Annotated in this window: 2 protein-coding genes; both read right to left on the bottom strand. The window is 30.2% G+C overall.

The genetic code is table 11. The features are described from left to right. Positions 1-521: 521 nt before the first annotated feature. The gene (locus ACKI67_RS08880) at positions 522-1,925 is read right to left on the bottom strand and encodes an undecaprenyl-phosphate glucose phosphotransferase (RefSeq protein ID WP_407463176.1); all 1,404 of its coding nucleotides are present in this window, start codon (positions 1,923-1,925) and stop codon (positions 522-524) included. 279 nt (positions 1,926-2,204) lie between these two features. Continuing rightward, positions 2,205-3,092, bottom strand: coding sequence for a glycosyltransferase family 2 protein (locus ACKI67_RS08875; protein WP_407463177.1), 888 nt, complete (start codon positions 3,090-3,092; stop codon positions 2,205-2,207). Between the last annotated feature and the right edge of the window lie 128 nt (positions 3,093-3,220).

Here is a 3,220-nt window from a genome sequence, read left to right as displayed (position 1 = left end):
ATATTTTTAATATCATTTTTCTTATCCCAATTTCACATAAAGATCATATCAAAATCTTATGAACATTTATCAAAATCTTATCAAATCATGTTGATTTTTCCATTTAAAAATCTTTAGGATTCTAGTACAAATATTAAAACTTTGTAGTTTATAAAAGTTATTTTTTTAAAATTCTTTAATATTATAATAGTGTAATATTTTAAATATTCATCCCTATTTCAAAACTTAAATATCCGAGGTTGATTTTAAAAATTAAGTCTGTAATAATCAATTATTTGATAAAATATATAAATATATGCTTTTTTTAATTATAATAATTGATAATAATCTTAATTTATTAATTTTAGGCAAATATAACAATTTTAATCCAAAATAAGTAAAATATAATTGTTTTAAAAAATTAATATGAAAGAATAATTGAAATAATTATATAAAAAATTAGCAAAAAAGATAATCACTCACAAATAGTGAAAAAGTTTTGGTCCAGGTTTTGCGAGCCGAAGGCTCGGAAAAGCTGGGGGTTAGTAAGCATTCTTACTTCTTCTGAAAACTGTTCTGAACATAATCTGTATATCTAAAACAAGACTCCAGTTTTCTACATAACGAATGTCATATTCTATACGTTTTTTAATTGAAGTGTTACCTCTGTAACCATTGACTTGAGCAAGTCCTGTAAGCCCTGGCCTTACTTGGTGCTTAACCATATATTTTGGAATTTCCTTCTTGAATTTCTCAACAAAATATGGCCTTTCCGGTCTAGGACCGACTACACTCATCTCCCTTTTCAAGACATTGAAAAACTGTGGCAACTCGTCAATGCTCATCCTTCTGATGAATGAGCCTACCCTTGTTTTTCTTGGGTCATCTTCAGTTGTCCATTGGGATTTCTCTTCACTCTCATCCTGAACCTTCATGCTTCTGAATTTATACATCATGAATGGCTTTCCATTATAACCAATTCTTTCCTGCTTGAAGATAATTGGACCTGGAGATTCAATTTTAATTGCAATAGCTGTTATAAGCATGATTGGAGAGGTAATGATGATTGCAACAATAGCTACAAAATAGTCTTCAATGATCTTTTTGAACTTATTGAATGCATCATCCAAAGGAACATAACGTATATTGATGATTGGAAGGTCATCCAACATGTCAACGGAAGGTCTTGCTGGAAGATACTTATAATAATCAGGAATGATTTCCGCCTTGATTCCCTCTTCTTCACATGCATCCACGATTTCATTCAAATGGTAATAATACTTTAACGGAATAGCTATGACAACCCTATCAAACTTATGGGTTTTCAATACATCAGGCAAATCCTTGAAGGTACCGATGAACTGAATTCCTTCAAATGTCTTTCCTAAATGCTCCCTTCTTCCTAAAAATCCTGCAATGTTATATCCTAAATAGGTTCTGGACTTAATTTTCTTAGCAAAGGTGAATGCCAACTCGTTATCTCCAATAATGAGCATGTGCTTTAGATTATGATTGTTGACTCTCATGAATCTTAAGACCAAAACTACAAGAGCCCTTTCGATGATTGCAAAGATCATTCCGAATAGGCTTAAAAGGAATAGCATTATCCTTGAGAAATCTGGCTGATTGATAACGAAAAGAATAGCTACCAAAATAATGAAGGCCATAATATCTGACTTGATTATGTCCTCTGCACCAGACAATATTGAAGATTTATTCCTGAATGGCTTATATAAGCCGAAAAAGTAGTATAAAAGAAGATACGTAGGAATAATAGCGAAAATTGTAAATAGGAAATAATCGAAAAACGGCAATGATCCTCCTAAAGGACCGAATATGGTGGTTTTAAATCTAACATAATAAGCTAAAACCAATGACAATAGAATTACTAAAATATCTATTATAATCAATATCGCGTTTAAAATTCTTTGATTTTCTCTTATCATTTAACCACTCAAATTATTTTATAGTTTTCAATAAATCCAAATTTAAAGCATAGTTAACAATAATACAATATCTATAACTATTATTTATACAATAATAGATTTAAAACCTATTATTTATAAAATTACCTATTATTTTTTAAAAATAATTAAAAAAAAGAGATGTGAAGTGAAAAAATACAGATGAAAAATTGCAAAATAGTGATGGAGAAGTATGAAAATATAAAATCAAATAGAAAAATAAGTAAAATAAGTAAAATAAGTAAAATAAGAATTTAACAATTAAGACCTGAAAAGATTTTTGACTAAATTGACAATCAACAATAAGGCTATTCCAATATAGACTGCAATGTTTAAGAATATGTTGTATTTTTTGGTATAATGCTTCTTATAGAAAATATACATCGCCCTATAAAATTCATAGATAAGCTTTGGATTTCTTTTCTTAGACTTTTCATCCTCACTGCTTGCACCCTTGTAATGGATTATTTCCGCCTCACCGAAATAAACTACTTTCCATCCGGCTTGCTTTATCCTATAGCACCAATCAATATCTTCACCATACATAAAGAATGTGTCATCCAAAAGGCCGATATCATCGATTGTGGCTTTTCTAACAAGCATGAATGCTCCGACCAAACAGTCTATTTCATAAACTCCATCATCATCCAAGTTATCCAAATTATAATCATCCCTTCCACTGTCTGTTTTAATGTGGAACAATCTGTAAAATGAGTTTACAGGATTTGGAAAACTGCGTTTGCATGCCTTGTCGAGAGATCCGTCAGCAAGTGAGACCTTACAGCCTAATGCTCCAACGTCGGCATGTATGCCTTCAGTGATATAGTCCATACATTTGTCAATTGTTGCCTCTTTAATGAGTGTATCAGAGTTTAAAAGAAGGATATAATCTCCTTCAGCCGGTTCAATAGCTAAGTTATTTGCCTTTGCAAAACCATCATTATGACTGTTAGCTATGACTTTTATAGTCCCTCTTGAAATCTCATCCTTGAAATAATCTTCAAGTTTTTCCAGACTGTCATCAGTTGACTTATTGTCTACAAGAAAGATTTCATAAGTATAATGAGTAGGTTCAGCCAAACAGGAATCAATTGTTTCCTTTGTTAATTTAAATGTATTGTAATTAACAACGATAATTGATAAATCCAAATTTCTCATTTTTACACCTAATTTAAAAGCATGAGCTTATTAAGCTACTATTTAACTAATTATCTCAGTACATATTATTTAAGATAAATTATTTAACTAATTATCTCAGTACATATTATTTAAGATAA

Source organism: Methanobrevibacter sp., from assembly GCF_045577275.1.
Taxonomy (GTDB): domain Archaea; phylum Methanobacteriota; class Methanobacteria; order Methanobacteriales; family Methanobacteriaceae; genus Methanobrevibacter.
This window is presented reverse-complemented; position numbering and strand designations above follow the sequence as displayed.